The sequence below is a fragment of the Helicobacter apodemus genome (genome assembly GCF_000765745.2).
In the GTDB taxonomy this organism is placed as follows: Bacteria; Campylobacterota; Campylobacteria; order Campylobacterales; family Helicobacteraceae; genus Helicobacter_D; species Helicobacter_D apodemus.
The window spans coordinates 1-17,671 of record NZ_JRPC02000027.1; the positions used below are offsets into that span (position 1 = coordinate 1).

The 17,671-nt window shown below is 35.0% G+C and carries 16 protein-coding genes; all 16 read left to right on the top strand.

What is annotated here, in order from left to right; all coding sequences use genetic code 11:
• The coding region (locus LS72_RS09100; protein WP_238700790.1) for a radical SAM protein at window positions 1-1,427 on the top strand (1,427 nt) is incomplete at its 5' end.
• Entirely contained in the window at window positions 1,427-3,169 is a 1,743-nt protein-coding gene (gene asnB, locus LS72_RS09105; RefSeq protein ID WP_034554539.1) for an asparagine synthase (glutamine-hydrolyzing), read from the top strand. The genes LS72_RS09100 and asnB (LS72_RS09105), both read left to right, overlap by 1 nt.
• Window positions 3,170-3,195: 26 nt before the next feature.
• The gene (locus LS72_RS09110) at window positions 3,196-4,239 is read left to right on the top strand and encodes a glycosyltransferase family protein (RefSeq protein WP_138155279.1); all 1,044 of its coding nucleotides are present in this window, start codon (window positions 3,196-3,198) and stop codon (window positions 4,237-4,239) included.
• A gap of 68 nt (window positions 4,240-4,307) precedes the next feature.
• Window positions 4,308-5,297 carry a methyltransferase domain-containing protein gene (locus tag LS72_RS09115; protein WP_034554535.1) on the top strand — a complete coding sequence of 330 codons (990 nt, stop codon included), beginning with the start codon at window positions 4,308-4,310 and terminating at the stop codon, window positions 5,295-5,297.
• On the top strand, window positions 5,294-6,256 hold the full coding sequence (locus LS72_RS09120; protein ID WP_034554534.1) for a Gfo/Idh/MocA family oxidoreductase: 963 nt from the start codon (window positions 5,294-5,296) through the stop codon (window positions 6,254-6,256). Before LS72_RS09115 ends, LS72_RS09120 begins: the two co-directional genes overlap by 4 nt.
• Window positions 6,253-6,837: an acyltransferase gene (locus tag LS72_RS09125; RefSeq protein WP_034554533.1), complete on the top strand. Its 585-nt coding sequence runs from the start codon at window positions 6,253-6,255 to the stop codon at window positions 6,835-6,837. Before LS72_RS09120 ends, LS72_RS09125 begins: the two co-directional genes overlap by 4 nt.
• Entirely contained in the window at window positions 6,827-7,924 is a 1,098-nt protein-coding gene (locus tag LS72_RS09130; RefSeq protein ID WP_034554531.1) for a DegT/DnrJ/EryC1/StrS family aminotransferase, read from the top strand. Before LS72_RS09125 ends, LS72_RS09130 begins: the two co-directional genes overlap by 11 nt.
• Window positions 7,925-9,361 carry a hypothetical protein gene (locus LS72_RS09135; RefSeq protein ID WP_138155280.1) on the top strand — a complete coding sequence of 479 codons (1,437 nt, stop codon included), beginning with the start codon at window positions 7,925-7,927 and terminating at the stop codon, window positions 9,359-9,361.
• Window positions 9,354-11,027 carry an asparagine synthase (glutamine-hydrolyzing) gene (gene asnB, locus LS72_RS09140; protein WP_138155281.1) on the top strand — a complete coding sequence of 558 codons (1,674 nt, stop codon included), beginning with the start codon at window positions 9,354-9,356 and terminating at the stop codon, window positions 11,025-11,027. Before LS72_RS09135 ends, asnB (LS72_RS09140) begins: the two co-directional genes overlap by 8 nt.
• A complete protein-coding gene (locus tag LS72_RS09145; protein WP_138155282.1) occupies window positions 11,027-12,106 on the top strand; it encodes a DUF354 domain-containing protein in 1,080 nt (359 codons plus the stop codon). The genes asnB (LS72_RS09140) and LS72_RS09145 overlap by 1 nt, the downstream gene beginning before the upstream one ends.
• Window positions 12,100-13,167: a Gfo/Idh/MocA family protein gene (locus LS72_RS09150; protein ID WP_034554901.1), complete on the top strand. Its 1,068-nt coding sequence runs from the start codon at window positions 12,100-12,102 to the stop codon at window positions 13,165-13,167. The genes LS72_RS09145 and LS72_RS09150 overlap by 7 nt, the downstream gene beginning before the upstream one ends.
• Window positions 13,164-13,805 (top strand): formyltransferase family protein, encoded by a 642-nt coding sequence (locus LS72_RS09155; RefSeq protein WP_034554899.1) that lies wholly within the window; start codon window positions 13,164-13,166, stop codon window positions 13,803-13,805. Before LS72_RS09150 ends, LS72_RS09155 begins: the two co-directional genes overlap by 4 nt.
• Window positions 13,806-13,918: 113 nt before the next feature.
• Window positions 13,919-14,338: an acyltransferase gene (locus LS72_RS09160; RefSeq protein ID WP_052087362.1), complete on the top strand. Its 420-nt coding sequence runs from the start codon at window positions 13,919-13,921 to the stop codon at window positions 14,336-14,338.
• Window positions 14,338-14,997 carry an O-methyltransferase gene (locus tag LS72_RS09165; protein ID WP_238700791.1) on the top strand — a complete coding sequence of 220 codons (660 nt, stop codon included), beginning with the start codon at window positions 14,338-14,340 and terminating at the stop codon, window positions 14,995-14,997. Before LS72_RS09160 ends, LS72_RS09165 begins: the two co-directional genes overlap by 1 nt.
• Window positions 14,988-16,091: a DegT/DnrJ/EryC1/StrS family aminotransferase gene (locus LS72_RS09170; protein WP_034554897.1), complete on the top strand. Its 1,104-nt coding sequence runs from the start codon at window positions 14,988-14,990 to the stop codon at window positions 16,089-16,091. The genes LS72_RS09165 and LS72_RS09170 overlap by 10 nt, the downstream gene beginning before the upstream one ends.
• A complete protein-coding gene (locus tag LS72_RS09175) occupies window positions 16,082-16,600 on the top strand; it encodes an adenylyl-sulfate kinase (protein WP_034554896.1) in 519 nt (172 codons plus the stop codon). Before LS72_RS09170 ends, LS72_RS09175 begins: the two co-directional genes overlap by 10 nt.
• The last annotated feature ends 1,071 nt before the right edge of the window (window positions 16,601-17,671 follow it).

Below are 17,671 nucleotides of genomic sequence, written 5' to 3' on the forward strand. Positions count from 1 at the left end.
TAAAAGAAGTAGAATTTATTAATAACTCTAATTCTATAGTTGGGGGGGGGGCATTAATAGTGTCTTTTAATTATCCTTTATTAGAACAAAGAGAAAAAGTCTTTGCTAAAGACTTTTTTAAAACTGCTCTAAATTCTAAAGAAAACCTCTATTATTATCCTAAACCTAATGCTTATACAGAAATAGATGATTTTGCCTTTTTTTCTTTAAGAGAAAACATTACAAGTGAAAATCTAAAAATAGAATCCCTTTATAGAAATAATCTACTCCATAGAGACTTAAGAGGAAAACTCCATACCCTCTTAAGAAAAGAAAGAAACATTGATTCTAAAATCCTTTCTAAGAAATTCTTTTATGAAAGTAGAAAACTCTTTAATTGTTCTTACACATGGAAAGCCTTAGAAGTTTCACAAGAACAACTCCAATATGATTTAATAGATAAGATAGAGGAGTTTTATCCGTATCCTATTTATGTCAATATTGCCACTTTAAATATCTGTAACTTAGAATGCGTAATGTGTCCTATGTTTTCCCCTACACTTAAAGATACTATACAAACAGATTTTTTTAAACAAAAACAAGTTTTAGATGAGAGTGTTGTTTATAAGGTGATTGATTTTATTTCCCAAAATACTATTCAGACTACTGCCATAGGATTTATAGCACTAGGGGAGCCACTTCTTGATAAAAGAATACCAAAGTTTATAAGCTATGCAAGGAATAAAGGGATTGATTTGGTTACTTTAACAACCAATGGCACCCTCTTAGAACAAAAAGGCATTGCCCTTCTAAAAGCAGGATTAAATAGAATGACTATAAGTATAGATGGAGCCACCCCTGAAACTTACAAAAAGATTCGAGGAACTGATTTAGAAAAAGTAGAAAGAGGTGTTAGAAAATGTGTAGAATATGCAAGAATACTAAATAATCAAGGAGCAGATATTGAATTTAATCTTAATTGCGTATTAGTTAATAAAGAGATTGAAAAAGAAAAAGAACTTTATTTAAATAAATGGAGTGATTGTAGGGATATTATTACCAATATTTATTTTACTAATATGGCAATCTTTGATAGTGAGGGTGTAGATACGAATAAAAAACAAAGTGCTATTGCTTATAATCAATCCTATACAGAGATTTGCTCTCTCCCTTGGCTTGGAATGCAAATGGATTGTTATGGGGATGCTTATGTGTGTTGCATTATGCAAGATAGTGCCTTTTATAATAATAAGATCGCCATTGGAAATGTGATAGAAAATACACCTCAAGAAGTTTGGAACTCTGCTAAGGCTAAAGTTTTAAGGAAAGAAAGTTCAGAAAATTCTTTTTCTACCTTTAAACTCTGTGCGAATTGTGGAGAGAAATACCGAACATTTTTTAAAGACGATGGCAGTGCTTTAGAGATTAATATAAGTGAAAGATATTAATGTGTTCAATTTGTGGGATTTATGGTAGGAGGGATTATACTTTAGAGCTTAAAAAAATGATTGCAGCGATGGACTTTAGGGGACCAGATGGCTGCTTTACTTATACCCATAGGGGATTTTATGGGGGAAGCAATCGTTTAAGCATTAATGATTTAGAATGCGGGAAACAGCCTTTTAAGAATGCAGATGGTAGCATTATCATCTTTTTTAATGGAGAGATTTATAATTATAAATCTCTTAAAAAAGAGTTACAAAAGGATGGCATAGGGTTTTTTAGCCATTGTGATGGAGAGATTTTGCCTTTTGTGTATCAAAAGTATGGAATAGAAGGTTTTAAGCTCTTAGATGGAATGTTTGGGATAGCCCTTTATGATAAGAATCTCCATAAAATCTTTTTAGTAAGGGATATTGCAGGAGAGAAGCCCCTTTATTATCTCTACAATCAAGAAATATTTGCTTATAGCACTTTAATTACGCCTTTGTGTGAAATACTCAAACCAACTTTAAATCCTCAAGCGATTTGGGATTTCCTTACCTTTGGGTTTATCCCAGAACCTCAAAGTATTTATCAAGAAATTGTAAGTCTGCCTAAGGGAAGTATTTTAGAATTTGACTGTCACGATTTAACTCTTAAGATTAAAGATTTTAAAGAAGATTGTTTGAAAATCTATCAAGTAAGTTATGAAAATCCTATTTTAGCCACTAAAGAGATTGTTAGTAAAAGTGTGCGTGATAGATTATTGGGCGATGTGAAAATTGGGGCTTTTTTAAGCGGTGGGCTTGATAGCTCCATAGTTTCTGCTCTAGCTTGTAAGGACATAGCAAATTTTTATACCTTTAGCATTGCGTTTTGTGAAGGTTATGATCCTCATAGTGCTTTTGTGAATGAAAGTGCATTTTCTCAATTAGTGGCAGGACATATTGGTTCTAAGCATTATGAATTAGCTATTAGTGCAAAAGACTTTGGAAAAGAATTAGAATCTTTTGTTAAGAGTAGCGACCAACCCTTTGGTGCTATTTCAGGGATTGGGATTAAATTATTAGCAAGAGTGGCTAGAGCGTTTGGAGTGAAAGTGCTTTTAAGCGGTGATGGAGCGGATGAAAACTTTGGCGGTTATGCTTGGTATCCTAAATTAGCTTTTAATAATCCCCAATCTATTACTTCACAAAAGCCCAAAGGTTGGCATTATTATGCTTTTGAAGAGGAAAAGAGGGCTTTATTTTCTAAAGATTTTTTTGCAAATATTCAAAGTTCTTTACAATATTTTCCTAACCCTAATGCCTCTCCTTTAGCATTTATTACCTTTGATAGGGAGTTTTACCTGCCTTATGAAATGATGGTGAAACTTGATAGGATGTGTATGAGTGAGAGCATAGAGGGGAGGGCTTGTTTCCTTTCTCCTGCTATTTTAGCTTTTACACAGGGTTTAGGTTATGAAACCTTACTTTTAAGGGGTGAAAAATGGCTTTTAAAAGAAGCATTTAAGGAGATTTTGCCTAAAGAGATTTTAAATAGAGACAAACATGGCTTTAATGCCCCTATTGATTATTGGATGAAAAAGGACTGGCTATGGCTCTTAGAGGAAGCTCTAAGTGCCAAGAGCGCCTTAAGTCGTTATGGGATCTTAGAGCAGGGTGCTAGGGAGTTTATGTTGAACTTGCTCTTTTCCTCCCAAGCAAGAGTTGGGAATATCGCCTTTTATTTAGTGGTGTTAAATCTATGGCTAGAGAATCTATCTTAATTTTAGCAGACCTCACAAGCCCACTTATGAAAAGTCGCATAAAAATGCTAGAAAACTTACCTTATAAAAAATATATTTTGCATAATGCTAATAATCAACCCCTTAGCCCCCAAATCTTAGAATCTTATGCAAACTTTATTATTTTAGAACACCCTAAAATAAACTCTACTACAATCCGCTATCTTTATAGCTTCTTTTATACCTTTTATCTCCTCTTTACTTTGAATCCTAAACTTATTGTCGTGCATTGGGCTAGTAGGCTCTACCAAAACATCCCTTTAAGCCTTTGGGGAAGAAGAGTAATCGTGCATACAATGGGAGGAGATATTGATACAAAACAAGACTATTGGGGAAAGAAAAAATTTTTTGTCGATAGGCTTTTGGGAGCTGCTAGGGTTATTTCTGTGAAATCTGTCTTTATGCAAGAGATGCTACAGGGACATAATAGTGGGCTAAAGGATAAAATCGTGATTCTCTCTTGGGGAGTGGAAGAGAGATTTTATCAGAGTATAACAGGGGTTTATAAGAAAGCTATGCAACAAAAACTTTTTGGAAGAAATTTTGATTTTTTGTTTTTTTCTATTCGGGCTTTCAAGCCTTTCTATCGTCAGAGGGAGATTGTAGAATCTTTCGTAAAATATTTTGGAGGACAAAGCAATATTGCCCTATTACTCTCAAATTTTGGTAAAGATAATGAATATTTTAAGGAAGTCTCTAGTTCTTTTACCCCTAATATCTTTATCCATAATATCCCTCATAGTCAAATGCATAATTATCTCTTTGCGGTGGATTGTGTGATTTCTTATAGCAAAAGCGATGGAATCTCTCAATCGCTTATGGAGGCAGTTTGTGCCAAAAGGTGGGTTATTGCTAATAAATTACCTAATCATTCTAGGCTTTTAAAGCATAAAGAAAATGCTTATTTACTAGAGGATATAACAGAGCTACCAGAAGCCTTTGAGGACATACAAAGAAGCATTTTAAAACCCTATTATGATAAATCTTTAGATAGCAAAGTGCAAAAAAGGCTATATCTTTCTGTGCTTAAGGGGTATTTTAATGTTACTTAAGCTAGTGGTTAAGGTTAGATTTTTGATGGGTTTATGGTAATATTTAATTTATTTTTAGGGAGCAATGAATGGTTAAAGAACATTTGGAATATTTAATTTGCCCTGTTTGTAAAGGGAGTTTAAAACTCCAAAAAGAAATTTATGAGGGGGATTTGATTAAAGAGGGTGTCTTAAGTTGTAATTGTGCTAAAGAATATCCCATTGTGAATTTTATCCCTCGATTTGTACCAAAGAGTAATTATGCGGATAGTTTTGGCTTTGAATGGAATATGCACAAAAAAACGCAATTTGATAGTGAGAGTGGTGTAGAGGCAAGTAAAAGAAGATTTTATGAAGAAACAAAATGGAATCCTAAAGAAGGGGGTATTATTTTAGAAGCAGGTTGTGGTTCTGGGAGATTTACTCCTTATGCTCTGCAAGTAGTGGGGAGAGAGGGGTTATTGATTAGTTTTGATTATTCTAGTGCCGTTGATGCTGCACTTGTGGGGAATCCCTTGAGTAAAAATTTACTTTTTTTGCAGGCTAATATCTATGAACTTCCCCTTAAAGAATGGATTATTGATAAATGCTTTTGTTTTGGCGTATTGCAGCATACCCCAAGTGCTAAAGTGGCGATTTGCTCCTTAATTAAATCTTTAAAACAAGGCGGAGAGTTTGTCTGCGACCATTACCCCTTTAATCATAATACGCCCTTTAATACCAAATATTGGGTTCGTCCTATCACGACAAGAATCCCGCATAAAATGCTTTATAATTTTGGAAGAAAATATATCAATTTTATGTGGCCGCTTTTTAAGTTTAACCGCAAGTTTTTCTCTCCCAAACGTGCTAATAGGATTAATTGGAGGCTTTTAATCCCTGATTATAGTAGTGAGGGGTTAAGTGAAGAAAAGCTTAAAGAATGGGCTTATTTGGACTTTTTTGATATGTTAAGTCCTAAGTATGACCGCCCAATTTTAATGCAAACCCTTTATAAGTATTTAGTAGAGTGTGGATTGGAGAATGTGCAAACTAAGATAGGGTATAATGGCTGGGAAGGAAGAGGAGTAAAACGATGAATTTTGGGATTGTTGGCGTTGCAGGATATATCGCACCACGGCATTTACAGGCTATAAAAGAAACCAAGAATAATCTTATTTGTGCTTTTGATCCTAATGATTGTGTGGGTATTATGGATAGTTATTTTCCTAATGCAGATTTTTTTACAGAATTTGAACGATTTGATAGGCATGTAGATAAATTGCGTAGAGCCGGTAATGGGCTTGATTATATTTCTATTTGTTCTCCTAATTATCTACACGATAGTCATATCCGTTTTGGACTTAGAAGTGGCACAAATGTTATTTGTGAGAAGCCCTTAGTATTGAATCCTTGGAATATTGATGCATTAGAGATAATGCAGCAAGAAACAGGCAAAAAAGTCTATAATGTTTTACAATTAAGGTTGCATCCAAGTATTGTTAGATTAAAAAATACAATTACTAATATCTTACAAAAGCAGCCTGATAAGGTTTTTGAAGTTGATTTAACTTATATTACCTCTAGAGGGAAATGGTATTTTATTTCTTGGAAAGGAGATATTGCTAAGAGCGGAGGTATTGCTACAAATATAGGCATTCATTTTTTTGATATGCTTTTATGGATTTTTGGCGGTGTGAAAGAAAATATCGTAAATATTTTAAATGCTAATAGTGCTGGAGGGATTTTGAGTTTAAATAATGCAAGGGTTCGGTGGTTTTTATCTGTAGATAACACTAATCTTCCAAAGGAAATTTTAGAACAAAATCAACGCACTTTTAGAGTCATTTGTATAGATGGTAAAGAAATAGAATTTAGTGAGGGTTTTACAGATTTACATACGCAAAGTTATGAAGAAATCTTAAGGGGTAATGGGTTTGAATTAGGAGTTGCTAGGGATTCTATAGAGTTAGTGCACAAAATTAGAAACGCTGAAGTTGTTGGGTTAAAGGGAGAATATCATCCCTTTTGTAAAAAAGTTTTAACAAGCAAACAATGAATACAAGAAGTTTTATTCATCAAAGCTCTATTGTTGATGAAAGGGTTTCTTTGGGTAATGGTTGCAAGGTTTGGCATTTTACCCATATACTTTCTGGAAGTGTTATTGGTAACAATTGTTCCTTTGGGCAAAATTGCGTTGTGGGTCCTAACATAAAAATGGGGAATAATTGTAAAGTGCAGAATAATGTAAGTATTTATGAGGGTGTTGAATGTGAAGATGATGTATTTTTAGGGCCTTCTATGGTTTTTACTAATGTTATTAATCCTCGTGCCTTTATTAATCGCAGAGGAGAATTTAAAAAAACACTTTTGAAGAGGGGATGTTCTATAGGGGCTAATGTAACCATTGTGTGTGGCATAGTTATTGGAAAATATGCTTTTATAGGTGCTGGAAGTGTTGTGATAAAAGATGTGCCTGATTTTGCATTGGTTGTTGGGAATCCTGCAAGGCAAATAGGCTGGGTTGATAAGGCTGGTTTGCGTTTGGAATTTGATAAAAATGGCATTGCAAGAGATAGTTTTGATAATACTCAATATAAATTGAATCATTCTACTTTAGAGGTTATTTATGCAGATTGATTTTGCTAATTTAAAACAATGCCATCAAGATTATAAGCAGGAGATAGAAGAAGGAATGTTGAGGGTTGCAAGAGAGGCTAATTATATTATGGGTGAGGAGGTAAGTAAGCTTGAAGAGGAATTAGTAGATTTTATTGGTGGGGGATATGCTATTACTTGTGGAAGTGGAAGCGATGCTTTGTTGTTAGCTTTGTTGGCTTTAGGGATAAAATCAGGAGATGAGGTTATTACTACGCCTTTTTCTTTTATTGCTACTGCTGAGATGATTGCACTACTTGGTGCAAAACCTGTTTTTGTTGATATTTCCTTAAAGGATTATAATCTTGATGTTCATCTTATTGAGCATAAAATTACTGCTAAAACAAAAGCTATTTTAGCAGTTAGTCTTTATGGGCAACCTCCCCAGTTAAACTTGCTAGAAGCAATGGCAAGAAAATATAATCTCAAACTTATTTTAGATGGTGCACAAAGTTTTGGTGCAGAGTTTTTGAAAAAGAAGGATTCTTTGTATGGAGATATTGCTACAACAAGTTTCTTTCCGGCTAAGCCCTTAGGATGTTATGGCGATGGTGGAGCGGTTTTTACAAAGGATGAAGCATTAGCTTTAAAAATAGCCAGTTTAAGACTGCACGGACAAAAACAACGTTATATTCACCAATACATTGGTATTGGTGGGAGATTAGATGCTTTACAAGCAGTTATTTTACGCATAAAATTAAGAAACTTTAAGGAAGTCATACAAAAACGCAATTTTGTAGCCTTGCAATACGCGAAATATTTAAATGAAGATTCTTTAGTATTGCCAAGAGTTTTAAAGGGTAGGACTTCTACTTTTGCCCAATATACCATTAGGGTGAAGAATAGAGCTAAACTTATCTTAGAGCTTGAAAATATAGGGATTCCAACAGCTATTCATTATCCTTTGGGATTGCATTTGCAAGAATGCTTTAGAGGATTGGGGTATCAAAAAGGTGATTTTTTAGTTTGTGAGAGAGTAAGTCAGGAGGTTTTAAGCTTACCAATGAATCCCTATCTTAGCGAAGAGCAAATACAATGGATTGCTCACAATATTAACAAAAGGATTTAAATGCCAAAAGTTTTAATTTATGGATTTGGTTGGACTGGGCAGAATATGCTTGAATTGTGCTTGAAATTAGGTTTTGAATGTAAGGTGGTAGATGATGGATTAAACCTTGCTTTTACCCAAAATGATGTTTTTATAGATAGAAAAGAGTTGAATATACAGACTTTTGATATTTATTTTATCTGTTGTGTAAAAAAGGAAGTGCGTGATGTGATGCTTCAAAAGCTTCAATGCTTGAATATCGCACAAGAAAAAATAAAATGTATCCAAACTTATCTTTATGGCTCTAAAATAGGCTCTTTGTTTAAAGAATATTTTTCTAATGCAGAGGAAGTGTTGCAAGAATGGTTGCAAGAGAGCCAAGATATGCCAGAGCTTCATTATAAACTAGATAAAATGCAAGAAGTGTATTTACAACAAAGGGTGATGAAAGTTCAAAATTTAGCAGAGTGGAGAGTAGAGGTTGATAAGCTCCTCCCTAGCCAAAGCATATTTTCTAAGATTTATCTAAGCACTTTTGTAAAAAGCAGGATAGACCATATTGCTTATCCGGGGTTTAGTGTGGGGGTTTCAATGTATAAAACAGAGGATAAGGATTTTTATTTTGTGAAAAAAATAGATTTCAAAGCCCTTATTAATCGTCCTAAGCATATCAAGCTTATCGCTTGTTTTGGGAATAGTGCTTTAAGGGTGGAATATCTCCCTTATGAAGAGAGTATCACAGCATTTCTGCAAAAAGAAGTGGTGGATTCTTATGTGGTTTTAAATTTTGGGGTTACGGGTTATACGATTTATGAACAGCTTATGCTTTATAACGCCTTATGTTTTGAACTCAAGCCAGAGATTGTTTTAAGCTTCTTTTTGGGGACAGATTTTCGCACGGGTTTAATAAGTTGTGATGTGTTGGTAAAAAAACATAAGATTCTTTATTCTCCTTGGTGGAATGAGGGGGATTATAAAAAGAATATCCAAAGTGAAATGCCTTTATTCTCTGAGATGGGAAGCAATCCAGAGGCGGTGAATAACCATATTGCCTTTAGTGATATTAATGCAGCTATGAAAATGCGATTAGAGCAATTTAGGGCTATTGTCGGTGCGGGGGGGGGGGGGGTATTTCTTGCCTTTATTCAGCCCCTACTGCCTTGCAAGCTAGAGTGGAGCGAAGAAGAGAAGGCTATGCGGCATAAGGAAATAGAGATTTTAAATCACGCAGTTGCTTTTAATAATGTAATGATTCCAAAAATACCCGATATTGTAAAAGAATTTAAACAAGAGACGCAAGAGTTAGATTATATTGTAGATTTAAATGAATCTATTGCAGAAAGTAAAGAATCACTTTTTACAAATCATTGGATTCATTGTAACGCAAGGGGTAATGCTATTGTGGCTGAAGTGATTTTAGAAACTTTAAAGCGAAGGGGAATGCTAGAGGGTGTGTAGTATTTGTGGAGGGAATTATCCTTTAGAGGAGATTAAAAAGGCTTCTAGGACTATGATTCATAGAGGACCTGACTTTAGCGGTGATTATGAAGATGTTGGCATAGCCCTAGCCCATAATCGCTTAAAAATCTTAGATTTAAATCCTCAATCTAACCAACCTTTTACCTCACCCTTTTGTCCGCATTTGGTATTGGTGTTTAATGGAGAGATTTATAATTATGTAGAGATTAAAGAGGAGTTAAAGAGGCAAAATATCCCCTTTTTTACCCAAAGTGATACCGAAGTTTTACTCCATAGTTTTGCCCACTTAGGGGAGAGATGTTTGCAAAAATTTAATGGTGATTTTGCTTTTGTGATTTATAACAAAAGGGATAAAAGCCTTTTTTTGGCCCGCGATAGATTGGGTAATAAGCCTTTGTTTTATGCGCTAGAAAAAGGAAAGATTCTTTTTGCTTCCGAGATTAAAGCCTTTTTAGCCCTTAAAAATTATCCTTTTGATGTAGAGGAGGTCTCTAAATGGCTTTTATTTGGTAATGGGGATTTAAAGAGGAGTATTTATGCGGGTATTTACAACTTCCCTGCCGCACATTATGGGGTTTTTAAAGAGGGTAGATTAGAGATAAAAAAATATTGGAATCTAACCATAAAGCCTACTAAGTATTCTGTAGAAGAATCTTTAGAAGAGTTACAATCCCTTTTACTTAATGCGTTAAAAATCCGTTTAAGGGCAGATGTGCCTGTTGCTTTATCGGTTTCTGGAGGGATTGATAGCTCTATTTTAGCGCATTTAGCACTTAAATTAGGGGGGGATGTTAGGCTATTTGGGGTGAGTTTTAAAGGTTTAGAGGGTGATGAGCGTAAATTTATCCAGCAATTACAAAGTGATGTAAAACAAGAAATTACATTAATTACCCCTAGTATAGAATCTATAAAAAGAGATTTTAAGAATCTTATTAACGCTCAAGATGAGATTTTTAGGAGTTTTTCACTTTATCCTCAATTTTTACTCTTTAAAACCTTATCGTCCTCTTGTAAGGTGGTGCTAGGAGGGCAGGGGGCTGATGAGTTATTTGGGGGTTATTATCATCATATAGGACGTTTGCTTTATCATTCTTTTAAAGAATTTCAAAATCGTATTAGAATTTATGGAAATGAAGCATTTAAGGAGTATAATTTCGGGCTTAAATGTGCTTTAAGGGATACTTTGAAAATGAAGCTTTTTAGGGAGGATAATAAAGAAAGTATTAAAAAATTGCAAAAGCTTAATTTACCCATCCCTTCCTTAGAGCATTTATTAGAGCGATTTTTGCCAGATTTTAATCAAGGCTTATGGGCAGATACTATGGTTTTTAATCTACCTCATTTATTGCGTTATGAGGATAGGAATGCGATGGCACATAGTGTAGAAAATCGCACACCTTTTACAGACTTTAGAGTGGTGGAATTTGCTTTTTGCTTGCAAGATCATCTAAAATTTCAAAAAGGTTTTAGTAAATATATTCTAAGGCTCTTATTAGAATCTTTAGGGAGTAAAAAGCTTGCTTGGAGAAAGGATAAAATGGGGTTTGGTGTGCCAGAGAAAAGCTTTATGGAGACTTTAGGATTTACTTATCAATCACTTTTTGATGTCCGAGTGGCGATTTTTGAAACTTTAAGGGGAGCTTGATGGTATGGATTGATGTAGCTACGCCTAAGTATGCGATGTTTTTTATAGGGATGATCGAGGCTTTAGAGAAAAAGGGCTATGAGGTTTTAGTTACTACAAGGTATGCACCTAATTACACAGAGGCAAAGCAAATTTTAGAGATTCATAATATCCCTCATATTGTTCTTGGTGAGTATGGTGGAGCGACCTTGTTAGAGAAGTTTGAAGCAAGGATTTTTCGCCAAAAGGAGATTTTAGATCTTTTTCGCACTAGGGGAGTTCCAAAAGTGCTAATCTGTGGAGCTGTCGTTGATAGTGTGCAAGTGGCGTATGGGATAGGGATACCGGTGGTTAATATCTATGATACTCCCGCTTTTACTAAAGCAGGGGATGATAGCTGTCCTAGAGAACTAACTGCCGTTGCGAGGCTTACCTTGCCTTTTTCTTCGTTGTTTTTCTATCCTTTTATATTCCCTAAAAAGTTAATGCTAAGGTTTGCCCTAGATGAAAACCAAATTGAATCTTATCCTTTTATTGATGTAGCCTTATGGATAAATGCGATTAAAAAAGATTCTAAAAAGGATTTTAGAATCCGCTATGGATTAGATACCTCTAAACCTACGATTTTGGTGCGAGAGGAGGAGTATAAAGCCCATTATGTTAAAGAGCAAATCCCTACTATTTATGAAGTAATCCCGCTTTTAAAGCAGGGGTTAGACGCTAATATTGTGATTATGCCCCGCTATGAGAAAGAACTTTTAATGCGTGATTTTGGGGATTATGCTACGATTTTAGAGGAGAAGTTGAAGCCAGAGGAATTTTATCCTTTTTTGGATTTGTTTATTGGTGGTGGAGGGACTATGAACTTAGAGGCAGTTTGTTATGGGATTCCTACCATTTCTACACGTTCTATTTGGCTTATCCATGACCAATATTTAATTAGCAATCATCTAATGTTTTGGAGTCAAGATGCTAAAGAGATTTTAGAAATTGCTAAAAAAATGATAGGCAAAAGGGTGGATTCTAAAAGCTATTTTGTGCGGGGTGAATGCAATTTTAATCATATTATTTATAGGATTGAAAAGGAGATTTTATGTTAGGTGTCGCACTTTTAGGTTGTGGTAGGATTGCATCAAGGCACGCAGAATTATTAAGTAAAGGGGAGATTGTAGGGGCTTCTTTGGTATGCGTGTGTGATAGTGACGCTAAGAGGGCTAGAGCCTTTGGAGAGAAATACCAAGTGCCATTCTTTGAAAATTTAGCCTTAATGATGGAGCAGCACTCTAGTGAGATTGATATTGTCTCTATATTAACCCCTAGTGGAATGCACGCTAAAAACACTTTAGAAGTTGCTAAATACAAAAAGCATATTATTGTTGAGAAGCCAATAGCCTTGACTTTAGAAGATGCTGATAAGATGATAGAGGCTTGTGATAGGAATAATATTCGGCTTTTTGTTGTGAAGCAAAACCGCTTTAATTTGCCTGTGCAAAAGTTAAAAGAAGCATTAGATAAGGGGAGATTTGGGAAGCTTGTTATGGGAAGTGTAAGGGTTAGATGGTGTAGGGATGACGCGTATTATAAGCAGGATTCTTGGCGTGGAACTTGGGCTATGGATGGGGGAGTTTTTACTAATCAAGCCAGTCATCATATCGACCTTTTAGAATGGATGATGGGGGATGTAGAGAGTGTTTTTGCTAAGGCTAGAACGGCTTTGAGTGATATAGAGACTGAAGATACAGGGGTGGCGGTTTTGAGATTTAAAAGCGGTGCTTTGGGGATTATTGAGGCGACAACTGCAACGCGTCCCTTTGATTTAGAGGGTAGTATTTCTATTTTGGGAGAATTGGGGAGTGTTGAGATTGGAGGATTTGCGGTTAATGAAATTAAGCATTGGAATTTTACACAACCCTTGCAAAGTGATAAAGAAGTTATGGAGAAATACTCTACTAATCCTCCTAATGTTTATGGATTTGGGCATAAGGAATATTATTTAGATGTAATAGATTGCATTAAAAACAACAAAAAAGCCTTAGTGGATGGCTTAGAGGGTAGAAAGAGTTTAGAGCTTATTATCGCTATTTATGAATCCATTGAGACAGGCAAAGAGGTGTTTTTGCGATTCCAGCCGCAGTGGTGTAAATTAGGACATAGCAAGTGAAAAAAGTCGTATTTTTAGGTGCAAAGGAAATTGGTAGAAAATGTTTAACAGAGTTGTTTGCTAGGCAAGAGGAGTTAGGCTTTATACTTCTTAGTGTAGGGACTTCCCCTAAAGGAGAGGGGGTAAGGGAATTTTGTATGCGGCATAAAATCTTGATGATTGCGGATTTAGATGAGCTTTTAAGCTTAGATTTTGACATACTTTTTTGTGTGCAATATCACCAAATCTTAAAACCTCAACATATTTTTTGCGCTAAAGAAATCGCTTTTAATCTCCATTTAGCACCCTTGCCAGAATATAGAGGGTGTAACCAATTTTCTTTTGCGATTTTTAATGAGGATAAAGAGTTTGGTGTAAGCATTCATAAAATAGATGAGGGGATTGATAGTGGAGATATTGCTTTTGAGAAAAGATTTTTAATTCCTAAAGATTGTTTTGTAGAGGAGTTAGTAGAGTTGGCTAGTGAATATGGATTTAGGCTTTTTGCTAATCATTTAAAACAAATGATTAAGGGGGAATATCGCCTAATGCCGCAAAAAGACATTTATGCCACCAAAAGGGAGTTTCATCTAAGGAATGAGATTAATGCCCTAAAGGAAGTGAATCTCCACTCCTGCGGGGGGAGGGGCTTTAATTGAAAAAATTATTAGAGCAACCGCAATGCCCGGATTTGAATCCCCCTATTGTCTCATTAAAGGGCGGAAATTCTACTTCATATCAGCTGATAAAAAGCCAGATTCGGGAAGTTAAAATGGGGGAGAATGTGAAAATTATAGAGCCTTGTAATCTCTATGAGTGCTACCTTGGGGATAATGTTTTTGTAGGTCCTTTTGTGGAGATTCAAAGAGGAGTGAAAATAGGGGCAAAGAGTAGAATCCAAAGCCATAGTTTTTTGTGTGAGTTAGTGAGTATTGGGGAATCTTGCTTCATAGGGCATGGGGTAATGTTTATTAATGATTTATTTACAGAGGGCAAACCCGCAAATGGGGATTTTACAAAGTATAAAGAAACCAAAATTGGTAATCGTGTAAGTATTGGATCTAATGCAACCATTCTACCGGTGGAGATTTGCGATGATGTGGTGATTGGTGCAGGAAGTGTGGTTACAAAAAATATTACCAAAAAAGGTATTTATGCGGGGAATCCTGCACGATTTGTAAGGGAGATTTGATGGATTTTGCGGAAATTTCAAATATTATAGAGCAGAGGCGAGAAGAATTAAAAAGCTCTAAGACTTTAGTAGAAGTTATAGACTATGGAGCGGGGAGTCCTAATGCAAATAGGAGCAAGGAGCAAATGCAACAGGGTGTTATTTCGCAACTCCCCCTTGCTTCTTTAGCTTCTATTGGGGTTAAAAAAGAAAAAGCCCAGCAGATTTTTGAAATTTTTAAAACTTTAAAACCTAAGAGGATTCTAGAGCTTGGAACTTGTTGTGGGTTTTCTAGTGCTTATATGGGGTTTTTTGCCCCTAATGCAAAAATTTATACCATTGAGGGAAGCCCTAATATCGCTAAGGTTGCTAAAGATTCCCATAGGGTATTTGGATTAGATAATATTAAAGTTTTAGTAGGGAGATTTGATGAGGTGTTGCCTAAGTTATTAAAAGAAATAGATTTAATTGATTTTGCTTTTGTTGATGGACATCATGATAAGTTTGCGACATTGGCTTATTTTCAAGAAATTTTACCCTTTATGGCTAGGGGGGGGGTTATGCTCTTTGATGATATTGCTTGGAGTGCAGGGATGAAAGAAGCGTGGAGAGAGGTTTTAGCACACAACAAGCATAAAAGATTTCAAGATTTTGGTTGGATGGGGGCTTTATGGTTGTAAAGTTTTTAGATTTAAAGAAGCAATATTTAAGCATTAAACAAGAAATTGATTCCGCGATTTTTAGAGTGATACAAAATAGTGCTTTTATAGGAGGTGATGAGGTTTTATGCTTTGAAAAAGAGTTTGCAGAATTTCTTGGGGAAGGGGTAAAAACTCTTGGTGTAGGCAATGGGACAGATGCGTTAGAAATAGCTATAGAATCGTTAAATCTCCCTCAAGGCGGGGAGGTATTAATACCCGCTAATACCTTTGTAGCAACTGCTGAAGCAGTGGTTAGGAATGGTTTAAAAGTTGTTTTTGTGGATTGTGGGAGAGATTATACTTTAGATATTGGTGATTTAGAATCTAAAATAACTCCTGCTTCTGTGGCGATTATTGCTGTGCATTTGTATGGGCAAAGTGCAAAGCTTAATGAGATTTTAAATCTTGCTAAGAAGTATCATTTAAAGGTTATTGAAGATTGTGCGCAAAGTCACGGGGCTACTTATAATGGACGCAGGGTCGGGACATTTGGGGATGTTGGGGCATTTAGTTTTTATCCGGGTAAGAATCTTGGTGCTTTTGGTGATGGGGGAATGATTGTTAGTAGGGATTTTGATTGTTTGCAGAGGTGCAGGGAGATTGCCCATCACGGCGGGTTAAGTAAGTATGAGCATCGTATAATAGGGAGAAATTCTAGGCTTGATGGGATGCAAGCCGCGATTTTGCGGGTGAAGTTAAAGTATTTAGAATCTTGGAATGCAAGACGAAGAGAGATAGCAGGATTGTATTTAGAGGGGTTAGGGGATATGCTAGATATTGCTTTGCCAGAGGTTAAACCATCTTGTATTTGTGTGTGGCATTTGTTTGTAATTAGGACTCTAAAACGGCAAACTTTAATGGAGGTATTGCGTAAAAATGGCATTGAATATGGTTTGCATTATCCTCTATCCTTACCCAATACACCTGCTTATGCACCTTTTGTGAAAGGAATAGAGTGCAAAAATGCTACTTGTTGGGAAGATGAAATATTATCCCTGCCAATGGGAGAGCATTTAGAGGATAAAGAGGTGCAAAAAGTAATAGAAGTGCTAAAGGATACCTTATGTGGGTAAGGAATGGTTATGGGGCTGTGCTTTGGCTTTGTGGTTTAGCAGGAAGTGGTAAAAGCACTATTGGGAAGGCTTTGTATGCAGAGATACACCAAAGAATCCCAAATGTTGTGTATTTAGATGGTGATGAATTGCGGGATTTATTAGGGGAATATGGTTATAGTAAGGAAGAGCGTATAGAAGTGGCACTAAAACGTTCAAAGTTTGCGAAATTCTTAAGTCAGCAGGGATTAGTGGTGGTAGTTACGACTATTTCTTTATTTGATGAAATTTATAAATACAATAGAGCTACCCTTCAAAATTATTTTGAAGTGTATATTGAGTGTGAATTACAAGAGCTTATCAAAAGAGACCAAAAAGGGCTTTATAGTAAGGCATTAAGGGGTGAAGTCAAAGATGTTGTAGGCGTGGATATATCTTTTGATAAACCTTGTGCGGATATGGTGGTAGAAAATACTAAGAAAGAGAATCTTAACTCTAATATCCAAAAGATTTTAAAAATTTTTGAATGAAAGTTTGATAAATACTTAAATCTATCCAAAAAGCATAATTTTAAATTTACTTCCTATATCCATATTTCTATAAGAATCGTAAAATTTCACAAATAATAAAAATGACCTCACTTCACTAATTAAAACAAAACAATAGAGTAAGTAAAAATAAAACTCTAACTACTTATTTAAACCTTTAAACTTTAATCTTTTTAACCTGCTTACTTTTTATACTTAAACTTAGATGCTCTCTATACTAAATCTTAAAGAGGATATTAAAACTAAACAATCCTAAGTAATGGTTAAGTAGGGGGTAATGTATGGATGTGTTGTAGCTAGGGGAGAGGGGTAATCTTTATCTTTGGTATAGTGTGTTAGCTCTAGTAGATAGGGGTTTTAGTTGTTTGGTGTAGTAACTAGGGTTTTTAAGTGTTGTCTTTGGTGTGTTGTGTTGGCTGTTCTTTTTAGGCATTTTTATTTTTATTTAGTGTAGTATCTAGGTTTTTAATCTTTATCTTTGCTATGCTGTGTGGGTGTATTGTGTTAAGCGTTATCTTTGGTATAGTGTGGTTTCTTTATCTTTACTCTGTATGAGAGCAACTAAGAGTAAGTAAGACTAAAAATAAGCAAGAGCAAAGAATATTAAAAAATAAATAAGAATAAATAACACTCAAAGGACAAATAACATTTAATATTCTAAAACATTAATAAACAATATTAATATAAATAATATAAGCAAGAATAAGCAATACTCAATAATATTCAGTAAAAAGTAAGTAAAAGCAACTAACCCTAACCAACCAATAACCCCACTAAAGCTTTCTTATATACAATGAAAGAAAGCTTGATTGAAACTAAATAAAACCCTTAAAGGATAAAGTAAGTAATACTAACTAAAAGTAAGTAAAAGCACTAAGCTTTATTGACTCTTAATCATTATCTTTTTAATTCTAAGAGGAGATTAAGAAATCTTAAGTAGGGATAAGGATTAAACCCTACCACATATAATTAAACTTCCCATATCCTGTATGCATAGTTGTATTCTTAGTCCAATTCATCCCATAATTTAAAGAGAAATAAAAAGCATCATTT